Source organism: Ruegeria sp. AL1 (genome assembly GCF_056540905.1).
The window spans coordinates 240241-258628 of the sequence record NZ_JBQFXP010000002.1 but is presented as its reverse complement, the minus strand read 5'-3'; the positions used below and the strand labels follow the sequence as shown (position 1 = coordinate 258628).

At 51.8% G+C, this 18388-nt stretch carries 20 protein-coding genes, 1 tRNA gene and 1 pseudogene; 11 read left to right on the top strand and 11 right to left on the bottom strand.

The window, feature by feature from the left end:
• Positions 1–41: 41 nt before the first annotated feature.
• Positions 42–857, top strand: a complete 816-nt coding sequence (locus ACRZ9X_RS04390) for a hypothetical protein (RefSeq protein WP_480516177.1) — start codon at positions 42–44, stop codon at positions 855–857.
• A gap of 599 nt (positions 858–1456) precedes the next feature.
• Here ACRZ9X_RS04390 and ACRZ9X_RS04385 read toward each other — a convergent pair.
• The 5 genes from ACRZ9X_RS04385 to ACRZ9X_RS04365 all read right to left on the bottom strand — a co-directional run bounded on the left by ACRZ9X_RS04385 (position 1457) and on the right by ACRZ9X_RS04365 (position 5617).
• Entirely contained in the window at positions 1457–2107 is a 651-nt protein-coding gene (locus ACRZ9X_RS04385; RefSeq protein WP_480516175.1) for a hypothetical protein, read from the bottom strand.
• 78 nt (positions 2108–2185) lie between these two features.
• A complete protein-coding gene (locus tag ACRZ9X_RS04380) occupies positions 2186–4120 on the bottom strand; it encodes an AAA family ATPase (RefSeq protein ID WP_480516173.1) in 1935 nt (644 codons plus the stop codon).
• Positions 4107–4631, bottom strand: coding sequence for an ABC-three component system middle component 5 (locus tag ACRZ9X_RS04375; protein ID WP_480516171.1), 525 nt, complete (start codon positions 4629–4631; stop codon positions 4107–4109). The genes ACRZ9X_RS04380 and ACRZ9X_RS04375 overlap by 14 nt, the downstream gene beginning before the upstream one ends.
• Positions 4619–5104 (bottom strand): ABC-three component system protein, encoded by a 486-nt coding sequence (locus tag ACRZ9X_RS04370; RefSeq protein ID WP_480516169.1) that lies wholly within the window; start codon positions 5102–5104, stop codon positions 4619–4621. The genes ACRZ9X_RS04375 and ACRZ9X_RS04370 overlap by 13 nt, the downstream gene beginning before the upstream one ends.
• 147 nt (positions 5105–5251) lie before the next feature.
• Positions 5252–5617: a phosphoglycerate kinase gene (locus ACRZ9X_RS04365; protein ID WP_480516167.1), complete on the bottom strand. Its 366-nt coding sequence runs from the start codon at positions 5615–5617 to the stop codon at positions 5252–5254.
• A 304-nt stretch (positions 5618–5921) separates the two neighbouring features.
• On the opposite strand from ACRZ9X_RS04365, the gene ACRZ9X_RS04360 reads away from it, so the two are divergent.
• The gene (locus ACRZ9X_RS04360; RefSeq protein WP_480516165.1) at positions 5922–6911 is read left to right on the top strand and encodes a hypothetical protein; all 990 of its coding nucleotides are present in this window, start codon (positions 5922–5924) and stop codon (positions 6909–6911) included.
• On the opposite strand, the gene ACRZ9X_RS04355 is transcribed toward ACRZ9X_RS04360, so the two are convergent.
• From ACRZ9X_RS04355 to ACRZ9X_RS04345, 3 genes are all read right to left on the bottom strand, one after another.
• Positions 6896–7807: a hypothetical protein gene (locus ACRZ9X_RS04355; RefSeq protein WP_480516163.1), complete on the bottom strand. Its 912-nt coding sequence runs from the start codon at positions 7805–7807 to the stop codon at positions 6896–6898. The genes ACRZ9X_RS04360 and ACRZ9X_RS04355 overlap by 16 nt on opposite strands.
• A 64-nt stretch (positions 7808–7871) precedes the next feature.
• The gene (locus tag ACRZ9X_RS04350; RefSeq protein WP_480516161.1) at positions 7872–8765 is read right to left on the bottom strand and encodes a restriction endonuclease; all 894 of its coding nucleotides are present in this window, start codon (positions 8763–8765) and stop codon (positions 7872–7874) included.
• A gap of 110 nt (positions 8766–8875) precedes the next feature.
• The gene (locus ACRZ9X_RS04345) at positions 8876–9595 is read right to left on the bottom strand and encodes a hypothetical protein (RefSeq protein ID WP_480516159.1); all 720 of its coding nucleotides are present in this window, start codon (positions 9593–9595) and stop codon (positions 8876–8878) included.
• Between the two features lie 64 nt (positions 9596–9659).
• Between ACRZ9X_RS04345 and ACRZ9X_RS04340 the strand changes: the two genes are divergently transcribed.
• From ACRZ9X_RS04340 to ACRZ9X_RS04325, 4 genes and pseudogenes are all read left to right on the top strand, one after another.
• Positions 9660–9911 carry a type II toxin-antitoxin system ParD family antitoxin gene (locus tag ACRZ9X_RS04340; protein WP_480516157.1) on the top strand — a complete coding sequence of 84 codons (252 nt, stop codon included), beginning with the start codon at positions 9660–9662 and terminating at the stop codon, positions 9909–9911.
• Positions 9908–10204, top strand: coding sequence for a type II toxin-antitoxin system RelE/ParE family toxin (locus ACRZ9X_RS04335; protein WP_480516155.1), 297 nt, complete (start codon positions 9908–9910; stop codon positions 10202–10204). The genes ACRZ9X_RS04340 and ACRZ9X_RS04335 overlap by 4 nt, the downstream gene beginning before the upstream one ends.
• A gap of 227 nt (positions 10205–10431) precedes the next feature.
• The gene (locus ACRZ9X_RS04330; RefSeq protein ID WP_480516153.1) at positions 10432–10731 is read left to right on the top strand and encodes a hypothetical protein; all 300 of its coding nucleotides are present in this window, start codon (positions 10432–10434) and stop codon (positions 10729–10731) included.
• Positions 10719–11690 (top strand): annotated as a pseudogene (locus ACRZ9X_RS04325) (recombinase family protein); the annotation flags it as partial. The gene ACRZ9X_RS04330 and the pseudogene ACRZ9X_RS04325, both read left to right, overlap by 13 nt.
• Positions 11691–12240: 550 nt before the next feature.
• Here the strand turns inward: ACRZ9X_RS04325 and ACRZ9X_RS04320 are convergent.
• Positions 12241–12327, bottom strand: a tRNA-Leu gene (locus tag ACRZ9X_RS04320).
• Positions 12328–12467: 140 nt separating this feature from the next.
• On the opposite strand from ACRZ9X_RS04320, the gene ACRZ9X_RS04315 reads away from it, so the two are divergent.
• Together ACRZ9X_RS04315 and lipB are read left to right on the top strand one after the other, a co-directional pair.
• Complete coding sequence (locus ACRZ9X_RS04315; RefSeq protein ID WP_480516151.1) at positions 12468–13127, top strand: DsbA family oxidoreductase; 660 nt, start codon at positions 12468–12470, stop codon at positions 13125–13127.
• 28 nt (positions 13128–13155) lie between these two features.
• Positions 13156–13836, top strand: a complete 681-nt coding sequence (gene lipB, locus ACRZ9X_RS04310; protein WP_480516149.1) for a lipoyl(octanoyl) transferase LipB — start codon at positions 13156–13158, stop codon at positions 13834–13836.
• Between the two features lie 388 nt (positions 13837–14224).
• Here the strand turns inward: lipB and ACRZ9X_RS04305 are convergent, their stop codons facing one another.
• Positions 14225–14644 (bottom strand): HIT family protein, encoded by a 420-nt coding sequence (locus ACRZ9X_RS04305; RefSeq protein WP_480516147.1) that lies wholly within the window; start codon positions 14642–14644, stop codon positions 14225–14227.
• A 289-nt stretch (positions 14645–14933) separates the two neighbouring features.
• Here ACRZ9X_RS04305 and ctaD point away from each other — a divergent pair, with 289 nt between their 5' ends.
• The 3 genes from ctaD (at position 14934) to ACRZ9X_RS04290 (ending at position 17874) form a co-directional block, all read left to right on the top strand.
• Positions 14934–16592, top strand: coding sequence for a cytochrome c oxidase subunit I (gene ctaD / locus ACRZ9X_RS04300; RefSeq protein WP_480516145.1), 1659 nt, complete (start codon positions 14934–14936; stop codon positions 16590–16592).
• Between the two features lie 142 nt (positions 16593–16734).
• Positions 16735–17334, top strand: a complete 600-nt coding sequence (locus tag ACRZ9X_RS04295; protein ID WP_480516143.1) for a DsbA family protein — start codon at positions 16735–16737, stop codon at positions 17332–17334.
• Positions 17335–17379: 45 nt separating this feature from the next.
• Positions 17380–17874 carry a DUF2244 domain-containing protein gene (locus ACRZ9X_RS04290; protein WP_480516141.1) on the top strand — a complete coding sequence of 165 codons (495 nt, stop codon included), beginning with the start codon at positions 17380–17382 and terminating at the stop codon, positions 17872–17874.
• On the opposite strand, the gene ACRZ9X_RS04285 is transcribed toward ACRZ9X_RS04290, so the two are convergent.
• Positions 17875–18357 (bottom strand): GatB/YqeY domain-containing protein, encoded by a 483-nt coding sequence (locus tag ACRZ9X_RS04285; protein WP_480516139.1) that lies wholly within the window; start codon positions 18355–18357, stop codon positions 17875–17877. It lies immediately after the preceding gene.
• Positions 18358–18388 lie beyond the last annotated feature (31 nt).

Here is an 18388-nt window from a genome sequence, read left to right as displayed (position 1 = left end):
GACCCCTTTTACGCCGCGCAAGACAAGCAAGGGCGTAGAGAATGAACTTTTTCACTGGGTATCTTTTCGGCCAAATAACAGGAAAAAATGCTCGCCCCGGCGATGCTGGCGGCGGCCTAATGGTACTTTTCGTCGTTGGCATCTCGATTATGCTGTTCGCAGGTTTCATCGTTTCGATGGTGTTGCCTGTCTATAGCGTCTTTGCCTCCACCACACTCATGGATCAGGCTCACTTTTCCAGCGAATTTCAATATGCGTTCATTGCTGTAGCTCTATCTGGAATTTGGGTACTCTATGTGCTGGCTATCTTGGGGAACAGATGGGTTTTCGCCGTTGGTGTAGCGGTGTTCGCAACCATGAATATCGCCGTGTTTTTCATGATCGAACAATGCGATACGTGCATGTTGAACGATGCTCTATCAAGAATGAATGCTTCGGAAAGATCGAACACAGCAATACTCTCGCCTGCCATGCTGATCATTGCCATGTCGGTAGTTCGGTGGGGTGTTTCGGGTTTGATGCCTCATGAATATCGAGAGAAATTGACACTCAGGCTTCTCGCACCGTTTGTCCTTGTAAGTCGCTCAAGGTGGCTCTTGTGGCCGACTACAGCAATTGCTGCCTTCGTTGCTGTGGCTTCCTGCTTGAGGTTCTTAGAACTGAGGGGACGCATTGCTCAAATCCAAGCTGACACAGGGCAAACCTTTGACAACGCGTTTGGACTTGCCACAAGCGTGAGCACATACAACGAGTATTTGGCTATGGCCTTCGGCGCTACCGCGCTAGCAATAGGCTTGGCGCTCCTGTGTTTAATACGGACTAATCATCGCTCTATATTTCTTTCCTCTCGTTCATGACTGGTTGCGCATGCAACCGTCTGGCCTCCGCCGAGGAACGGTGGTGCAAGGATCAAGGGCGTGTGCCTGCCACACGGGACCAGAGCCACGCGGAGCTGCAATGCACATGAAGCGAGCATGGCGAGGACCCACCCTTTGATCCGCGCTGGGGGCGGCAGCCCTAAGACAGCAATCCAACGGGCTGAACCGTTTGGTCTCCATGAACATGGTCTGGGGTCTTGGGGGCAGGAACGTCTCCCAAGTCGATGGGTGCAGGGAGAGTGAAATCTCTCTGCTCGGGTTCAGCTTCGACAAGCTGGCGGCATTCAATCCGCGTAGGGTTGATCTATGGGGTGTTGGGGAGAGATGACTTCTCCCTGACGAGGGATCAAACACTGATATGTTTGCTGGCTGGTTCAGGGCTCAATGCCCTGCTCCGGCCATAGCTTAGGGGGATGCAACGGGGGCGCGCAGCGGACCCCCTTGCCAAGATGTGCGGTACTACCGCACACATCTTGCGGTAACTTTTGAAGGTGCCGGAGGTAACTAGACTGCTACACCGCTTGAGCTTTGAAATCTCAGAATTTTAGTAGATGCATAACCTAATGCATGCACCGTTGTCAGGACCAGCTGTGTGTGATGGCGCAGATCACTCTTAGAGAAAAAGCGCCAGATGGCAACAATAACAACAGACTACCTACTGAAAAGAACACCAGACAGCATATGACTGCGAAGCGCCTATGGTGGCGATCTTGAGCTTGGAAGAAACACCTCATTAGATCTAGAACGACATCCTCATTCGCATTGCCTGAGAATTCAGCCGACGCCTTTGTGATGGGTACTCCGCTATCAAACCAACTCGCTCTCAATAGTAACTCTTCTCCAATCTCCGGGCGACGGTGGCGGACAGTGCGGTACATTGACCTTACTCGGCGTGCGGTCAAATTTGCCCGTTCTCTGTCTATGTACTGATTTACATCTTGGTACAGCTTGAGTTCGCGGGGGGCCAAGACTTTAAAGACTACAGCTGCTAGGCCAATCAAAAACAAACCAAGATACAGCATGTTGAGCTTTGCGTAGAAAGGGAAAAAACTGCCACAAGTTTCTGCTGAGGGTTGGTCATCAAGTAGGCCGCCCAAGCCACCCAAAAAGTTACTTAGCTGACTATTATACAAAATTACATAGCCAACAAAGGGCATTAACGCTGTCGCGGTTGCTAAATTGGAGGCTCCGAAACCACGCAGCAGTGTCCAATTAACATTCTCCTGCATAAATGTTTCGTTTTTTCCTCTCGTCTTGAAAACTCTAGATTTTAGTGAACTCAGCTTTTTGCATATACACATTGCCCATTATCTCGTTTCGATCTTTAGGGTTCTATTCTCGTGCGTGTAGTGTTGCCCAATGACATATTTTGAGTTGTTCAATTCTTCTGCAATCATTGACGTGGCAATAATCAGTTGGTGATCAGCAGGCGCGTCCTCAGAGCGGCCGGCGAGTAGCCTCTGGAAATGTTTACTTCGTTCTTGCTCCATACCTTTGTCTTCGATGGTATCCATCATCAGGAGCCTTGGGTGCCCAAAATCTGGATCGTGGGTAGCCGCAAAATGAAACGCCGCCAAAAAACTATTCCGCAAATATACCATCGAACTAGCAGAGAAGAAGCTTTCCCCGTTGACGGATAACCGATCACCTTCAAAATCAAAATCCACTTTGTCAGCGGATTTGAATGTCGATTGCCTATCTAAATCTTCGTGCAAGAAATCTAAAACCATGCTCTCAATGTTAGACCGAGCATGTGATTTCCTAGCAATGTTCCGGCGCTCTTCCGCTTGAATAGTTGCCTCGAGTTGGTCGATTTCTTGCTCGAGTTTAGCACGCGCCTCTTCAAGCAAACGTAACTCTTCAATTATAGATTTCTTAGACGATACTTCTTCCAATTGCCTGTGCTTGTAGCCGGATTCACGGTTAAGGTCGCGAAGTTTAGAACGGAGTTCTGTAGTGGGCGACCTCAGTGCAATACTGTAGTATCGACTAGCGTCATCCCAAAGCAGCTTTTTCGCAGAGATTTCCGCTAGCAACTCGTCTCTCTGCTGCATGCGGTCTTTTTGGATAGAGAGAGAGCGATCTCTTTGCCGAATAGCCTCATTTAGCATCTTGGCAGACCGATCTGTGACATCACCCTTGTCAAAAGGTTGCTTACAGAGGGAGCAACCCCCTTCGACTTGATGTGCCTCGACCAATCCCATGCAAGCAGGGCACATATCAAAATTAAGGTATTCGAACTCCTCGACGACGGCATTGGCATTTGTGAGGTCGGCGACTTTACGTTCCATCGCCTGAATGAATTCTTGTGCCTCCGTTATTTCTAGTTCAACTGCATCCAGTTGTTCAGACAGCATTCCTATTTCGGTTTGTAGGGATACAACCCGCTGGTAAGTTTCTGCTTGATCATTAAGAGTTAACCGATCATCGAACTGATCGGCAAACATCTGATTTTCTATCGCCTCTATTTCTTTAGAAATTCTCTCGATGTCTAAATTTAGATTTCTTATTTCAGCATTCATCCACTCTTCAGTAAGTGGATGACCGTCAACTTCGTATCTATCTCTTGTTGTCCGTAGTTTAACTGTCGTCGCTTTCAGTTCGTCCTGAGCATCTTTTAAGCGCAGCGTCGCAGAATAGAACTTGTCACTGTATGCACCGAGTAGAATGTCAGCTACCGTGGATCGAGTAATAGCGTCGTCCGGTTGCTGCTGTCTGAATATTCTCTCGACAGATGTAAGCTGGTCTGAGTAGAGTAATCGAAGCAGTTGGTGCATCGTAATTTTAACATTTTGTTCATCGATGCGAACTTCGGGAAGACCCAGCAGCCTAAATAGGACTTGGCTAAAACTCTCTTTGTCACTCTTGCCGCCACCCCGGGCATAGGGGTACTTTTGCCATTTATCTCGTGCTGCGTTCAAAGCACTGCTATGATCCCCAAAGAATATCTCCATCGGGCGCATACGCTTTTGTTCAATCTCTCGCAGCAAGGAGATGCGATGCCCGTTGCACTCAAGCCCGATGATGACGTTGTCACACAGCAACGACGTCTCACGCCATTGATGTTCGGCAAGATCGCCTCCCAAGCCATAAAAAAGAAAGTCCATGATGCTAGACTTTCCCGAACTGTTTTCACCGCTGATGATGTTCAGGCCTGAGTGGAACTCCTCCGAATAAACAGTGTTATCGCGGCGTGTAACTGTAAGGTTTGTCACCTTTAGAGATGGATTAAACGATATCATATCTGAATTCCCCCAAGCCACTTCTGTCCTTAAGGCCTCCAGCCCCAAACAAGGGAACTTGCGAAAGTTTTTCGGCTAGAAATGTCAATAACTCTTCGTGCTGTGAGCGATAATCGCCAATGACTTTTTGCATGCGTGCACTGAGCATGCCTGTGGTCAAATAGGTAAGCTCGTCACCCTCAATTGAAACAACCTCAATGCCAGCCAACGCACTTTTCGCAGACAGTTGAGAGGGCAGCATTCTCTGGAAGACAATATGCTTGTCAGGTAGAACTTCAAATTTTGACTTTGGATAATTTTTCACAATTTTGTTCTTGTCTTTTTGGAATCCTTTTATTCTGGAAAAGGATTGAAAATCGCCAAGAAGCCAAGGGAAATTATGATAAAAATCAACAATACGAACAGTGTCAAACAAAAGAGGTTTTTGTGTGTCAACGTAGGCAGAAATTGCCAGCATACGAAAAACTGTATGATATGGATCGTAAGCTGAGGTGTACGTTAAGCTGAACATTTTTCATCCCAGCGTACATAGCACTTGTCGGCCAAATAATAGATCATTCCTCGCACGTGCTTTGGCGTCAAGGTGAAATGTTTAAAACCCAATCCCATTTCTGATATTGTTTTATCTACGATTTGCTTTTGAATTATGGAATCTATGTCGTTGTCGTTCAGGTTTTTTCCAAGAATTTGATAGCAAAAAACGTCATGTATTTGTGCTAAAAAGAACCCGAGCAACTTTTGCCCAGATGGAAAATGCTGATATGTTTCCAGCAACATTTCGAAACTCTCCAACGCTCTGTTAGCGTGCTGCAACTCTCGTATTCTCTTGGCGCTTCTCAGCTTCGTTTCTAGATCATCTGGATCATTTTCATCCCTGTCATGTACATAAAGATATAAGTCGCTGAGAAACTTAGTCATTTCCTCCCTGCGGTTTTCGTCGATTTCCTTGGCTAGGTCTTCGAGAAGTGTCGTAATCTGGTTCATAAGAATAAAGTTGGTTCACTGGATCGTAGAGGTGCTCATCAAGGCATATCTTGTAGTGTTTCCCTGTTCAACCACTAGCTGGGTGTCGACCACCTACAGAGCTTAAGTTAAGTTTTGTCGGGTGGTCGCATTTGAGATGAACCGATCTTACCACCAAGATGTGTAAAATACGCTGTACCCCTCGGCGATAGCCTTGCGTGCGTTGGTGATGAACGCCAGATCATCTTGAGTTTCCAACCCCTCAGATTTTCCGAAGAAGAACCCGGATGTCGTAGGCAGATCGCGCTTCAAAATGTCGGCCTCGAGGTGGTCTAAGTTCTCGGATGTCAGCATGACGTTTACGCAGTTGAAACTGTCCGCTGATCCGCCGTTCTCTCGGTAAAGTTCTTCCATCCAACCATGCAGGTCGGGGTGTTTGCGCCAGTAGTGAATCTGGCTGCTGTTTGTGACCTTAAAATCCACGGGCGTCGTGATTTCCTCGGTGGTGATTTCTGCATACATATCTAGTCCCATTTGCTGTTCCTTTCATTCTGGTTTGGGCTGTCCCGAAGGACGCCAAGGGATAGGCAACGGGGATGAGGCGAAGGGGTCATGGGCAACACGGGCGGTGCGGGCCGCCCATTGACCCCGAGACGCCTGATGCCAATCTGGCGTCAGACCATTCGGAACGGGCCAAAGCTGAAAGGCGGCAGGGATGGCGTCTGACATGCGGCAACAAACCACGAAAACGCGACTGTGAGGATTGGTGGATGGCTGGGTTTTCCTTTCCTTCACAGGCGCATAACGTGCTGCTCATAGTGATATTGAGAGAGCGACTATGAACGCAGGAGAACGGCTGGACGCGGCGTTTGAGGCTGCGCGGCGGCACTACGAAGAGATATTGGGGAGGCCGCTGGCAATTAACCTACGCACCTTGTGGATCGACGCTGCAGAGTTCTGGGCAGTGGTGGAACCGGAGGGAGAAGGCTATCTGTTGCGCGTCACGACTGGGTTGGTCGAGAAAACCGCACAGCTTTGGGCGGACGCTTTCGCGAATGCGGAGTTTCTGGCAGGTGCAGGCCAGCCTATGGCATCTGATGCAGATCAGATGACACAGGTTTCCTTGGTCTGGATGATGCTGCACGAGTTGCACCATATAGATTTGAATCACTTTGAACTCACAGGGGGATTCAGTATCACTGAGACGCGCAACACAGCCCAGTTGAACGTGTCCCAGCGTGCATCACCTCTGCCTAATTCAATGGCTGCTCTACCAGCGGATATACGTAAGAATGCGCTTTTATGTTTAGAGTTGCAGGCAGACCACGATGCTAGTGAGATGTTACTGGAAAATTATTCACCGAATGAGTTGGAATGCTTGCGGTACCGAGCAATGGCGGTGTCCGGCATGATGATGTTGATCGAATGTGAAGATGCCAAAAATGGCGATGAGGGCAAAACTCATCCCAAAGCGGCGACCCGAATTTTCCAACTTTTGGGCCACTTGTCAGAACTGCCGCTGATCCCAGCACAACTCGGTCGGAACGCTTCACTCATTCCAGACGCTGAAGAACTTCAAGGGTTCGCTCGCGAGGTAAGCATCCCCTGTATTTTTGACGCTATTCGATTGGCTCAAATTGCCGGAGCCTCGTCCATTGAAAGCGACCTTGGCGAACCACAGGATTTCTTCCAAGACTTGGGATTAGCCAATCTTAGTGATCCATCACGATACACTGGGTTGAAAACCCAAGGTGCAAAGGAATGGGCGATGTTATGGCCCTGTAATGAAGTTCTAAAACCCATTCTGTCAGTTCATAAGTCCAACTGATTAGCGACCTGATTGAGAGCCTCGTCATCTTGTTGTTCAGCAACAATCCGGCGTTCTTGCTGAATTAGGGGGCCCGCGCCACGTAGATGTGGCATTCGCCAACTTAGTCCACCTGATCGGTTGCGCATGAAGTGTCCTCGTACCCAATGGGTGCGGCGACGTATAGGATCGCCATTGTTTGACTTTGTGTTTTCTTGCATCGCCTCCCATTGCCCTCGACCGGATTTTCCAAGCTTGATTTTCAAGACCCGAGAATCAGGGAGCTGTTTCCCGCTTCTTTGAGCCCGGCGACGTTCCGGTCTTGGATAGGCAGCGACTTCCTCCACTTCCAACATGTTTTGGTGCTTCAACAAGGCAGACAGCCCAACTGCCAATGCCAAGAAATATTTACCCCACGTTTGTTCCTGTTCGAGTGCCTCCTCCAAGTTCTGACCGCTCTTTTGTTGCAGAAGGAACTCTTGCGTGGGAGTGGGCAAAATTTCGGCATTTAGGCCAGACGATTTCAAAGCAAACATGCTTGGGACAGCTCCACCTTCGTTCGCCATGAATGTCTGAGTATACACGTCGCCATCGACTTGCGTGAGAAAGCCAATGATTGTTGTGCCGTTCTCCACAGCCTGTTTTTCCATCGTGATAGCTGGAAAAGGAAGGATAATATTCTGATAAGTATCTTCGAGGCCATCTTGCCTCATTTCATCAATCAATTGGCCCAGCATGGCTTCGGCTTCAGAATCTATTCGGAAAGCATGAGTGTCTTGGAGAATTTGTTGTTGGCGGTCCCGATAGTCGTTCAATCGGAACAAAAGCCCTGCATCAATATCAGAAGAGCGTTTGTCAAAAACGCTCAACAGGTTTTCCGGATAATGTTCAAAGAAATTAACTAGCTGGTGGAGCACTACGACCTCCAAGAGTGGCAAAGAAGAAAATACAACCTACTGCGCTTTAAGTTATCAGTGTGCCTTAAAGACCTTCAATAGAGACTAAAACGTTAAATCGCTCGACATCATCAAGTGTGGTTTCGCGCAAAGTACGTTGTGCGATCGCAATGTAGGTGTCCTTCACCTTTTCATGCGCTTCGTCCGAAATCAATATCTGCGGGTTCCTGAGAATGTTTGTGTAGGTCATAAGGCCACGTAAGAACACAACAGGCTTACAGATATCGCCAATGTCCTCCCAAGTAGTGGACAGGCCTCGGGCATAGAGCTTTTGTTCCAAAGAACTGTCACACTCTCCTTTGCAAACAGTATGAACAGATACCACTTCTTTGTGGTCGTCGCTATATTTCTGCGCCCAAGTCAAGATGCCTGACATTGGATCAACGAGGCTCTTTTGAAGAAGATCAACCCCACAAACCTCACAGCTAATTTGCAGATATTCTCCGGTGAGTTTTTGTATAGGACGTAAAGCACTGTAGCTATTTGGGAAGTAACGAAGAGCGAGTCGAGAAAAACCAGTCGTTACAAAGTGCCCCTCAATTTTTCGACCGTCGAAGATTTCATATGGAACATCAAGCTCGGCAAGTCGATTGGCCAGACCCGAACTTGCCATGGTAGAGTAAAACCCTATGAACCCGTCTGCTTTGTGTTGCTTCAACCGATCAGAAATACTGTTTTCATCACTGGACCCGACTGACGAGCCACCCTTCGCATAGTGTTTACAACTCACTAGCCAAGTAACTTTTTCAGAGTGGAGTTTTCCGTTAATTTGCTCGCTAACAATGATGTCTTGCCCACCATCGGGGCCTCTTGATGGCTCTCTTTCGATAACAAAGCCTAGATTTGCCAGAAAATCCCGCGCGAAAAGTTCCCACTCATCACCGTTTTTAATCTCAGTCCAGTCAATCAAATTGCTCACCAATGCTTGCTATCGTTTTCATGTGCCCTCAGGAGTTCGAACACATGCCACTCGTGAAGAAAAGTTGAGTTTAGCGCAACCATCTGATCTTCGTGATTTCTATGCCGACGCTATTCTACAAAGCAGGCGTCCGCGATATGAAACTGAAAATCCTTGTGCACGCCCTGACTAACAATGTGCTTTATTTCATGTGGAAAACTCGGCATCTGCCCCACGACCAAGGCGAACTTGTGCGATCCAAGATCGTGGTTTTCTACCAGCGGTTCCGGCTGACCATCTCGACCACACGGTAGTAAGTTACACCCCCGCGAAATTGCAGCAATGTATGAACTGTCCTGCGACAAAGGAATGGGGTGCCAGACGTTGCGAACGCCTTGTAACGCGATACCGTATCCACTGGTTTTGCTCTCAAATTCAAGGAAAAATAGTTGTCCTAGTTTCAGAGCAGTACTTGCCGCATTGACTAGTTCCGCTCGTTGAACAATTCCCAACCTGCGTTTTGCTGGAACAATTCTCAGCGCACCTCGCACGGCGCGTTCGTCCAATATCTCCCGCCACCGCATTTCGGGCGTCTGCGGGAATATCTCCGGTGCTTCCAAATGCGCAATATTGAAGTGATGATTGAGCAGGAAATCATACAACACATTCGCCCGAATTGCCGAGTATTCGCCTCGTTGCAGGTTGCGCCGATAGTTGTCCGCCAAGCTCCATGGAGGGTTGAACGGCGTTTGCAGGAACTGATCAAACTGTTCATTTGCAAGTTCCGCTGCCGCGACTAAGGTTTTGTAAAGCTTCGCTTTATGCGCTTTGCTCTTTGGATCAAATGACATGAGGACTATGTTCCTATGGCAATATTTGTCATTTTGTGACATACTATGCGTAGGAGGACCAGATATGGCCAGCATGAATATTTCCCTCCCTGATCCAATGCGGGATTGGGTAGAACAGCAAATGAAATCTGGACGTTACGACAACGCCAGCGAGTACATGCGTGATCTCATCCGCCATGATCAAGATCGTGCCTCCAAGATCGCTGCCATGCAACGTCTGGTCGATGAGGCGATGGCCAGTGAAGACAGCGGCAAATCTCTCGCCGAAATCCGCGCCATTGCCCGACAACAGGCAAGAATTACAGCCTCAGAATGAACTATCGCCTTTCTGCAAAGGCGGAAGCCGATCTGATCCAAATCTATGTTGATGGTGTTCAAGACTTTGGTGTCGTGCAAGCCGAAGCCTATCAGGACAAGATCGACCAAACGATTGAACTGATCGCTGAGAACCCGGAAATGGCGCGTCTGCGGGATGAGATTACCCCACCCGTCCGCATCCATCCGGTGCATGCACATGTAATCGTCTATCTGGTTGACGATAACCGGATGGTTAGAATTTTGCGGGTGCGGCACGGTCGTGAGAACTGGCCGGAAAACCCCATCGGATAATCATTTCAACACTCCCGATCACCCGTTTTCACCTTCCTTTCACCTGAGATCACCGTGGGCCTGCCACGGTATGGTCACATCTAAGCGCATAGGATGATTGAAGAATTATTCTTGCGTGAGGCAAGATGATGTGGTTATATGTTCTATATTTGTTCTCACTCCAGCCTATGGCGAGACCATAGTGGAACGAACCCATCACCAAACATTTTGAAGAAAGGAGCGCGTGCATGACCTGTCCGCCAGATAAGAAAGATATGCCTGTTAGACCCAGCCTCTCCGTAGACTGGGAAGTTTATGCAGCCATGCTGGAAGACAGCGACATGCCGTTGGATCAGCAACAGGAACTGATCGAAACCCTGTGGTCCATCGTCGTGATGTTTGTCGATCTCGGTTACGACCTGCACCCCATCCCGCAAATCTGTGGAGAAGATGAAGAAGCATTGGATCAGGATTCTACGGATTTGGTATCCTTGTTGAACAACAAATTGGCGCAGACCCGCGCAGAGGAGGACCAATGGCAGGAATAACATCAAAACCAACAAAGGCCGTGATCTATGCCCGCGTGTCCGGTGCCAAGCAGGTGCGTGAAGGCGATGGCCTCGCCTCTCAGGAAAACCGTTGTCGGGAATACGCCACCTACAAGGACTATGATGTGGTTGAGGTGTTCATGGACGATATGTCGGGTAAATTCGAACGCCGTCCTGCTATGGATCGGATGCTGGCCTTCTTGCGCCTGCATCCCAAAGACAGCGTTGTTGTCATCATTGACGACATCAGCCGCTTTGCGCGCAACGTGCAGGCCCATATAGCCCTACGTGAAACTCTGTCGGACGCTGGCGGCATTCTGGAAAGCCCATCGATTGAATTTGGTGAGGATAGCGACTCGCGGCTCGTGGAACACATGCTGGCCTCAGTCGCGCAACATCAACGCGAGAAGAATGCGGAACAAACCTCCAACCGCATGAAGGGTCGGATGATGAACGGCTATTCTGTCTTCGCGGCCCCCATCGGGTACGCGTACAAGAAGACAGGCTCACACGGCAAATTGCTGACCCGCGTTGAACCTGTCGCCACCATTATCAAGGAAGCATTGGAGGGTTATGCCTCTGGTCGGTTCTCTGCACAGGCAGATGTGCGAAGGTTCCTCGAAGGCCAGCCTGACTTCCCCAAAGACCTGCCGGATGGAAAAATCCGCCAGCAGAAGGTGACGGACATGCTGAGCCGTGTGATCTATGCGGGCTATGTTGAGCATGAGCCGTGGGGCATCACTCGTCGCAAAGGTCATCATGAAGCTCTGATCTCGCTGGAAACCTACAAGGTCATTCAAGAGCGCCGAAACAGCAGAGGCGTTGCAGCCAAACGCCCCGACATAAACGAAGACTTCCCGCTACGTGGCGCGGTGAACTGCGCGTGTTGTGACAAACCCATGACCGCGTACCATGCCCGGAGCGCTACCGGCAGACGCTACCCCTACTACAATTGCCAGACGAAAGGCTGTTCTGAGTACCGCAAAGGTATTCGCGCAGAGAAAATAGACACAGGCTTTGAGGCGATCTTGCGGTCTCTGACCCCAAGCAAAAACTTGCTCGATATCGCGATGTCCATGTTGAAAGACGCATGGGATCAACGCGGAGATCAGGCCAAGCAGGTGAAGACCGAAATCAAACGCCAGCACAAAGAACTGGACAAGCAACAAGATGCGCTTGTTGAGCGTATGATTGAGACTTCGAATCCAAAAGTTATGGCTGCGCTTGAAAGCAAGATCGCCAAGCTGGAAGAGGACAAGCTGTTACTGACGGATAAGTTGTCCCACACCACAAAACCCACACGCGGCCTTAGTGAAATTATCGAACTCTTGAGGGACTTCCTCTCAAGCCCTTGGAACATCTATGAAAATGGATCACTACTCGTGAAGAAAACCATCCTCAATGCAGCCTTCAAAGCCCCATTGGCATATGACCGCGAAAACGGATATCGAACTCCGCAAACGTCTGTAATTTTTGATTTTTTAGCGGATTTCACATCAAAATGTGAAATGGTGCGGTCGAGAAGACTCGAACTTCCACGGGTGTTACCCCACAGCGACCTCAACGCTGCGCGTCTACCAATTCCGCCACGACCGCACTGCCATTGACTTGGTAGAGGCGCGTATAGACGCTGAACCGCACGATGTGAAGAGGCAAAAACACGGCAGTTTGAATTCACCTCACGCATTCCTATTTGTACAATCTCAGGACATCACGACAAAAGTCAGGAACAGCAGATGGCACCCTCGGATCCCCGCCCCGTCGTACAGATCGACATCGTATCTGACGTAGTCTGTCCCTGGTGCATCGTTGGTTTTCGTCAGCTCGACGAGGCGCTGAAACAAGAGAGTGTTCTGGCCAAGCTGCGCTGGCATCCGTTTGAGTTGAATCCGATGATGGGCCCCGAAGGCCAGAACCTGCGGGAACATATAATGGAGAAATACGGCTCGACCGCGGAACAAAGCCAGCAGGCTCGGGAACGGCTGACCGCGTTAGGGGTCGAGCTGGGGTTTACATTCAATTTCACCGAAAACAGTCGAATCTATAACACCTTCGCCGCGCACCAGTTGCTGGACTGGGCCGAAGGTCACGGGCGCCAGCACCCGCTGAAGCTTGCGCTGTTCGATGCCTATTTCACTCAGATGCAGGATGTCTCGGACACCGAGGTCCTGATGGGTGCTGTCCGCGCTGCCGGCCTTGAGCCTGACGCGGCAAGGGCGGCGCTGACATCAGGGGCACACGAAGGTCCAGTGCGGGAAAAACAGCAATTCTGGAGCAGCCGGGGCATCTCGGGGGTTCCATCCATGGTGTTTGGCGGGAAATACCTGCTGACAGGCGCGCAAGGGATCGACACTTATTCTCAGGTCCTGCGACGCTGTCTTGCAGACGCGGCATAACCTCTTTTCCATAGCGCCCAGACAGTCTATGGACCTGACCATGGAATGGAAGACGACCGACGGGCTGACCAAGTATGAGGATGCCACCGCCTTTATGGAGGCGCGTGTGGCCGAGATCGAGTCCGGGACGGCGGATGAATGCATCTGGCTGCTTGAACACCCTCCTTTGTATACGGCGGGCACTTCGGCGCGCCGCAAGGACCTGATAGATCCCGACCGGTTTCCCGTCTACGAAAGCAAGCGTGGCGGTGAATACACTTATCACGGTCCGGGGCAACGCGTTGTCTATGTAATGCTTGATCTGCGAAAACGCGGGCGTGACGTTCGCAAATTCGTTCAGCAACTGGAAGACTGGGTCATCCGGGCCCTGGCCGAGTTCAATGTGACCGGCGAAATCCGAGACGGGCGCGTCGGCGTCTGGGTTCAGCGCAATGATAAACCGCTGACCCTGATCGGCCAACCCGCCGAAGACAAGATCGCTGCGATTGGTGTGCGGCTGCGTAAATGGATCAGCTTTCACGGCATTTCTATCAACGTTGAACCGGACTTGGAACATTTCAGCGGTATCGTGCCCTGTGGCATACAGGAACATGGTGTCACGTCGCTTGTCGATCTGGGTTTGCCGGTGTCGATGGCGGATGTGGATGTCGCGCTGCGTCGGACCTTCGACGATGTGTTCAGCACCGATACGGCCAGCGCCGCCGAGTGATTCTGCACTCTCGCCTCGGTTTTGACACAAGACAAAACAACAATCTTGGGCTGCGTCAGGTTCTGTTTCTGGAACCGTGAACATCTCCGCTGAGATTTACCATTATTCGTATCAAATTCAGGTTTTTTTCACTTCCCCCCAATACAAACCCCGCACAACCACGTAGTGTGTAATGGCCGTTCAAGAGTGAGTGGTGTGTTAACCGGTGATCACGGTACTACCCCGTGAAATCCGATGAAGTGTTTGGTTACGAGTCTGCCGTTCCGACCCCATATCGGAACGGCAATTCTCGTTTCAAACCCCCAAAACCAGCGCAAGCGTCGCGCCGGACAGGTTCAACCCATCGACGCGCAATTTGCGCTTTGCCTTTAGGCGCGCGCTGGTCAAGTCAGCTCAAAGCCGCCCGAATCTTGTCCGCGTGTTCTGCGATCAGGTCAAAATCTCCCATCTTACCTGGCGCCCGGAGCGAAACTGCTTCATGCCTGGGCAAAACATGAAAATGCAAATGGAACACCTCCTGCCCACCTGCGGCTTCATTAAACTGCTGGATCGTGACCCCATCCGCCGCAAACGCCTTCATCACCGCGTGTCCCAGCTTCTGCGTGGTCGCCATCACGGCTGCCAATTGCTGTGGCGAGGCATCCAGCAGGTTGCGACAGGGTGTTTTGGGAATAACCAACAAATGACCATCCGCGCGCGGCATAATATCCATGAAGGCGACGGTCTCGTCATCTTCGTACACGCGGTTCGAGGGGATTTCATCGCGCAGGATCTTGGCAAAGATGTTGTCGGGATCATAAGCGGGCATCTGAGGTCTCCGATAAGTATGTCGCTTCAAGTTCTGAGGCTCCGTGCCAGAGGGGTCAAGCGACGATTACCGGCTTTGGCACACACCCCTTGAATTCCGCCTTTGGATGACCAGATAGGCAGTGATCCCGGACAGAAACGCGCGAGGCATCCCGTACCCCGCGACAATTAATCTTGATCCAGATCAAACTCGACCATTGAAGGTCGCCCCCCCGCATTCTAAAACCAGCAGGAATCCCGCGCGTTGGAGAGGTCCGACTGCGCGGTGTAGTTGCAACAGGAGGCACCTAATGGCAGACGCAGCCATTCATGGTCACGACCATGAAGACCAGCGCGGGTTCTTCACCCGCTGGTTCATGTCGACCAACCACAAGGACATCGGGATTCTGTACCTGATCTTCTCGGCGCTGGCCGGGTTTATCTCGGTAGCGATGACCGTTTATATGCGGCTTGAGCTGATGCACCCCGGTGTTCAGTACATGTGCCTCGAAGGGTTCATGGCCGACCCGTGTACCCCGAACGGACACCTGTGGAACGTGATGATCACCTATCACGGTGTTCTGATGATGTTCTTCGTTGTCATCCCCGCCCTGTTCGGCGGATTTGGCAACTATTTCATGCCGTTGCAGATCGGCGCGCCGGATATGGCGTTCCCGCGGATGAACAACCTATCCTTCTGGCTGTACGTCGCCGGTACCTCGCTGGGCGTGGCCTCGCTGCTGAGCCCCGGTGGCAATGACCAGCTCGGCTCGGGCGTAGGCTGGGTGCTTTACCCACCGCTTTCGACGACCGAGGGCGGCATGTCCATGGACCTTGCGATCTTTGCCGTTCACGTATCGGGCGCCTCCTCGATCCTCGGCGCGATCAACATGATCACCACCTTCCTGAACATGCGTGCCCCGGGCATGACCCTGTTCAAGGTGCCGCTGTTCAGCTGGTCGATCTTCGTCACCTCGTGGCTGATTCTGCTATCCCTGCCGGTTCTGGCGGGCGCGATCACCATGCTGCTGATGGACCGCAACTTTGGCTTCACCTTCTTTGATCCCGCCGGCGGTGGCGATCCGATCCTGTATCAGCACATCCTGTGGTTCTTCGGCCACCCCGAAGTGTACATCGTGATCCTGCCCGGTTTCGGCATCATCAGCCACGTGATCGCGACCTTCGCCCGCAAGCCGATCTTCGGCTATCTGCCGATGGTCTGGGCGATCATCGCGATTGGTGTGCTGGGCTTCGTCGTGTGGGCGCACCACATGTACACCGTTGGCATGTCGCTGCGTCAGCAGGCTTACTTCATGCTGGCCACGATGGTCATCGCGGTTCCAACCGGGGTTAAGGTCTTCTCGTGGATTGCGACCATGTGGGGCGGCTCGATCGAGTTCAAGACGCCCATGCTGTTCGCCTTCGGCTTCCTGTTCCTGTTCACAGTTGGCGGTGTGACCGGCGTTGTGCTGTCGCAGGCCGGTGTGGACCGTGCCTATCACGACACGTACTACGTGGTGGCACACTTCCACTATGTGATGAGCCTGGGTGCCGTCTTTGCGATCTTCGCAGGCGTGTACTTCTATTTCTCGAAGATGACGGGCCGTCAATATTCCGAATTCTGGGGCAAGATCCACTTCTGGATGTTCTTCATCGGCGCCAACCTGACCTTCTTCCCGCAGCACTTCCTGGGCCGTCAGGGCATGCCGCGCCGGTATATCGACTATCCCGAAGCGTTCGCACAGTGGAACTTCGTTTCGTCGATCGGTGCCTTCGTATCCTTCGCCTCGTTCCTGCTGTTCTTCGGCATCGTGATCTACGCGCTGATGCGTGGCGCGCGTGAGACCCGTCCGAACCCGTGGAACGAATATGCTGACACGCTGGAATGGACCCTGCCCTCGCCGCCGCCCGAACACACGTTCGAGCAGTTGCCCAAGCAGGAAGACTGGGACAAGGGCCACGCGCACTGATCCCTGATCAAACCCAAATGAAACCCCGCCAAACCGGCGGGGTTTTCTCTTTGCACAGCCTTAAGGCGTCGCACGGTCGCCAGAACCGAAAAAATCCGCTATTCTGTTACGGGCACGACATCCGGCAAACCGGAGGGGTCACATGCCTGAAATTGACTTCTGGTACTCCATAGGCAGCACTTACAGCTTCCTGACGGTTACACGCCTAAGCGCTTGGTGCGCCGAACATGACGCCACCGTCAACTGGCGTCCGTTCAATGTGCGCACCGTGATGTCACAGCAGCAGAATATTCCCTTCGCGGGCAAACCTGCGAAATCGGCCTACATGTGGCGCGATATAGAACGCCGTGCGGCCAAGTATCGTATCCATGCCAACCTGCCCGCGCCCTACCCGATCTCGGACCTTGCCCTTGCCAATCAGGTGGCTCTGCTTGGAATGGTGGATGACTGGGGCCAGTCTTTCACGCAATCGCTTTATCGAATCTGGTTCGAAGACGGGGTCGAAGCCGGATCCGAGGCCGCCATATCCGAGGCACTGCTGCGATGCCAACAAGATCCCCGTCTCATGCTGGCCCGAGCACGCAGCCCTGACGCGGCTGCAGCCCTTGAAAAGGAAACGGAAACCGCCATCAAACTGGGAATTTTCGGCGCGCCAAGTTTTGTTGTGCGCGGTGAGGTTTTCTGGGGAGATGACAGGTTGGACGACGCTTTGTCATGGTCCCGCGTGGGACATGTCGTCTGACATTTTGGCTTTTGCCCACGGCACGCTTTACGCTAATTCTCAATCATGCCCTATCATTGGAAACAGACCTCGGACACGGAACAGGAACTGCGTCTTTGGCCGCATAACTCGCTGCCGCCGCGCGGGGCCATGGGGGTCGTTCTGGCCGTCTTTCTGTTCGGTCTCATTCCGTTGATGGCCGTGCTGGGATCGGTACTCTTGTGGGGCTTGCTGCCGTTCCTGCTGGTCACTGTTCTGGGTTTATGGCTGGCCTTCGAGGCCAATTACCGCGCGCGCCGGGTGTTCGAGGTACTGACCCTGACCGGAACACAAGCGCATCTAATTCACGTCACCCCTCGGAAACCGCCTCTGGAATGGCATTGCAACCGGTATTGGGCGCGCCCCGAGATGCACACTCATGGTGGCCCTGTCCCACATTACGTGACCCTGATCGGAGATGGCCGAGAGGTCGAAATCGGCGCATTCCTGTCCGAAGACGAGCGGATCGCGCTGTATTATGATCTGAGCCAGAAACTGCGCGACCCTGCCGCGCAGGAATAATCAGCCGCCGCTGGACGCTGCGCACAGATGGTCTTTGACCATCGGACCAACCTTGCCGAAATCCATCTGGCCGGTATAGCGCGTCTTCAGCTCGCCCATGACCTTGCCCATATCCCGGATCGACCCCGCGCCGGTGGCGGTGATGGCGGTCTGTATCGCCTTGCTGACCTCATCCTCGTCCAGCTGCTTGGGCAGAAATTCCTCGATCACTTCAACCTCGCGCAGTTCGCGCTCGGCCAGATCCAATCGTCCGCCCTCTTCATAGGCGCGCGCGCTTTCCTTGCGCTGCTTGGTCATTTTGCCAAGAATCTCAAGAACCTCGGAATCGCCGCAGCCCTTGGCTTCTTCGTTGTCCGATGCCCGAGACGCAATATCCCGATCCTTGATCGCAGCATTGATAAGGCGCAACGTCGACAGACGCTCGGCCTCTTTGTCTTTCATTGCTTGCTTCAGGGCAGAGTTCACCCGCGAACGCATATCCATATGGTCTGTCCATCCCCATGACAAAGGAACC

Excerpts from the sequence above, each read along its gene's own strand:
- ACRZ9X_RS04365 (WP_480516167.1), bottom strand. The coding sequence starts at position 5,617 with ATGGGACTAGATATGTATGCAGAAATCACCACCGAGGAAATCACGACG.
- ACRZ9X_RS04330 (WP_480516153.1), top strand. The coding sequence starts at position 10,432 with ATGACCTGTCCGCCAGATAAGAAAGATATGCCTGTTAGACCCAGCCTC.
- ACRZ9X_RS04285 (WP_480516139.1), bottom strand. The coding sequence starts at position 18,357 with ATGGATATGCGTTCGCGGGTGAACTCTGCCCTGAAGCAAGCAATGAAA.
- ACRZ9X_RS04315 (WP_480516151.1), top strand. The coding sequence starts at position 12,468 with ATGGCACCCTCGGATCCCCGCCCCGTCGTACAGATCGACATCGTATCT.
- ACRZ9X_RS04305 (WP_480516147.1), bottom strand. The coding sequence starts at position 14,644 with ATGCCCGCTTATGATCCCGACAACATCTTTGCCAAGATCCTGCGCGAT.
- ctaD (WP_480516145.1), top strand. The coding sequence starts at position 14,934 with ATGGCAGACGCAGCCATTCATGGTCACGACCATGAAGACCAGCGCGGG.
- ACRZ9X_RS04375 (WP_480516171.1), bottom strand. The coding sequence starts at position 4,631 with ATGTTCAGCTTAACGTACACCTCAGCTTACGATCCATATCATACAGTT.
- ACRZ9X_RS04370 (WP_480516169.1), bottom strand. The coding sequence starts at position 5,104 with ATGAACCAGATTACGACACTTCTCGAAGACCTAGCCAAGGAAATCGAC.
- ACRZ9X_RS04380 (WP_480516173.1), bottom strand. The coding sequence starts at position 4,120 with ATGATATCGTTTAATCCATCTCTAAAGGTGACAAACCTTACAGTTACA.
- lipB (WP_480516149.1), top strand. The coding sequence starts at position 13,156 with ATGGACCTGACCATGGAATGGAAGACGACCGACGGGCTGACCAAGTAT.
- ACRZ9X_RS04345 (WP_480516159.1), bottom strand. The coding sequence starts at position 9,595 with ATGTCATTTGATCCAAAGAGCAAAGCGCATAAAGCGAAGCTTTACAAA.
- ACRZ9X_RS04385 (WP_480516175.1), bottom strand. The coding sequence starts at position 2,107 with ATGCAGGAGAATGTTAATTGGACACTGCTGCGTGGTTTCGGAGCCTCC.
- ACRZ9X_RS04390 (WP_480516177.1), top strand. The coding sequence starts at position 42 with ATGAACTTTTTCACTGGGTATCTTTTCGGCCAAATAACAGGAAAAAAT.
- ACRZ9X_RS04360 (WP_480516165.1), top strand. The coding sequence starts at position 5,922 with ATGAACGCAGGAGAACGGCTGGACGCGGCGTTTGAGGCTGCGCGGCGG.
- ACRZ9X_RS04335 (WP_480516155.1), top strand. The coding sequence starts at position 9,908 with ATGAACTATCGCCTTTCTGCAAAGGCGGAAGCCGATCTGATCCAAATC.
- ACRZ9X_RS04340 (WP_480516157.1), top strand. The coding sequence starts at position 9,660 with ATGGCCAGCATGAATATTTCCCTCCCTGATCCAATGCGGGATTGGGTA.
- ACRZ9X_RS04295 (WP_480516143.1), top strand. The coding sequence starts at position 16,735 with ATGCCTGAAATTGACTTCTGGTACTCCATAGGCAGCACTTACAGCTTC.
- ACRZ9X_RS04290 (WP_480516141.1), top strand. The coding sequence starts at position 17,380 with ATGCCCTATCATTGGAAACAGACCTCGGACACGGAACAGGAACTGCGT.